This window comes from Dietzia sp. DQ11-44, assembly GCF_014145205.1.
GTDB lineage: Bacteria > Actinomycetota > Actinomycetes > Mycobacteriales > Mycobacteriaceae > Dietzia > Dietzia natronolimnaea.
Genome location: NZ_JAALEC010000320.1, coordinates 1 through 2,057 on the forward strand (window position 1 = coordinate 1; position 2,057 = coordinate 2,057).

Sequence of the window (2,057 nt, forward strand, 5' to 3'; positions counted from 1 at the left end):
ACCTCACTGAAGGGTCGGGACACCGCCTCCACGGCGATGGCGCGGTCGTTCGTGGCAGCGCTCTCCGTCGCCTCTCCCGACCTCGATGTCGAGTTCGTGGACGAGCGACTCACCACGGTGACGGCGGGAGCGGCGCTCCACGGCGCGGGCCGGAACACCCGGCAGCAGCGGGGCGTGATCGACCAGGCCGCCGCCGTGGTGCTCCTGCAGGCGTGGCTCGACTCGCGGCGCGCCCGCCGATGATGGGCGTGTCGACCGGCGCGGCTGGATAAACTGCCCGTCAAGCATGATGCTGTCCGGCGGGCAGCTCCCTGAACCCCTGGCTAAGGAGCACGATGTCTGCGGCACGAGGACGCTCACGAACGAGTGGCACCACCCGGTTCATTCTCCTTGCGGCCGTGGTCGGGGTGGTCCTGGCCTTCGCCGTGATGGTCTACCGCAACGCGGGCAACGAGGTCTCCGCCGCGCCCGACTTCGAGGGCGAGGGCTCCGGCAACGCGCTGTTGCACGTCGAGCCCGGGGACACCCTGGGGGTCGTCGGTGACCGCTTGTACGACATCGGCACCGTGGCCAGCACCCGGGCCTTCACAGGTGCGGCGGCCGGGACGTCGGTCGAGGGTATCCAGCCGGGGTACTACCAGGTCCGGGAGGAGATGAGCGCCGCGTCGGCGGTGGAGGCCCTGGCCGATCCCCGGAACAGGGTCGGTTTCATGGACGTCAAGCCCGGCGGGCGGCTGCTCGACACCGTGGTCGTCGGCGGCGGTACCGAGAAGGGCATCTTCACCCTGATCGCGGACGCGACCTGTCTCCGGGACCTGGACGACCCCGAGGCCCCACCCACCTGCCGCCAGCCGCAGGAGATCGTCGACGCGGCCGTGCAGGCCGACCCCACCGAACTCGGGGTGCCCGACTGGGCGATCAACGAGGTCCGGGGCGCCCCGGACCCGGTTCGACGTCTCGAGGGCCTGATCGCGCCCGGGGTCCACAACGTCAGCCCGCAGTCGGAGCCCCTGGAGATCCTGCGGCAGCTGATCGACTCGTCGACCGACGCCTACGACGCCACCGGTCTCGTCCCCTCGGCCGAGAGGATCGGGTTGACGCCGTACCAGGTGGTCACCGCGGCGTCCCTGGTGGAGAAGGAGGGCACGCTGGAGGACTTCGACAAGATCGCCCGGGTGATCCTCAACCGGCTCGACGAGCCGATGCGCCTCCAGTTCGACTCGACGGTCAACTACGCCCTCGCCGACCAGGAGATCGCCACCACCGACGCCGATCGTGCGGCGGTCACGCCGTGGAACACCTACGCCATGGACGGACTGCCCTACGGTCCGATCGGATCTCCCGGGCTCGATGCACTCCGGGCGATGGAGAACCCTGCCGAGGGCCGGTGGAAGTACTTCGTCACCGTCGACATGCAGGGCACCACCCGCTTCGCCGACGAGTACCCGGAGCACGAGCGGTACCAGAGCGAGGCGATAGCCAACGGGGTCCTGTCCAGTGGGCGTTAGCACCGCGGGCGCCGGTCCGGCCGGCGCTGGTCCGGGTGGCGCCGGTTCGGGTGACGCCGGTTCGGGTGGCGCTGCCTCCGACGGCCTCGCGGACACGTCACCCCGCTCCGCGGCGGTGTTGGGTCATCCTGTCGACCACTCTCTCTCCCCGGTTCTGCACGGTGCGGCGTACCGGGCGCTCGGCCTCGACGGATGGACCTACGAGCGGATCGACTGCGATGCCGAACGTCTGGCCTCCGTGGTCGACTCCTCGCCGGGACACCGGGTGGGCTACTCGGTGACGATGCCGGGCAAGTTCGCCGCGCTCGGGTACGCGACCGAGGTCAGCGATCGCGCCCGGATCGTCGGCAGTGCCAACACCCTGGTCCGGCGGGGGGACGGCTGGTTCGCCGACTGCACCGATGTGGACGGGGTGACCGGAGCACTCGCCGAGTTCGACGGACTGCCCACGGAGCCGACGGCGGTCGTCCTGGGGGTCGGCGGGACGGCGCGGCCGGTGCTGGCCGGGCTCGCCGAGGCCGGAGCGACGCGCGTGGTGTTGGCGTCCCG

At 71.1% G+C, this 2,057-nt stretch carries 2 protein-coding genes and 1 pseudogene; all 3 read left to right on the top strand.

Annotated features, from left to right (window positions below; genetic code table 11):
- Positions 1-243: Holliday junction resolvase RuvX (ruvX, locus tag G6018_RS08720; protein ID WP_182639407.1), on the top strand; the 243-nt coding region annotated here is incomplete at its 5' end.
- A 155-nt stretch (positions 244-398) separates the two neighbouring features.
- A complete protein-coding gene (locus tag G6018_RS08725) occupies positions 399-1,508 on the top strand; it encodes an endolytic transglycosylase MltG (RefSeq protein WP_347237839.1) in 1,110 nt (369 codons plus the stop codon).
- A gap of 115 nt (positions 1,509-1,623) precedes the next feature.
- A pseudogene (locus G6018_RS08730) lies at positions 1,624-2,057 on the top strand (shikimate dehydrogenase); the annotation flags it as partial.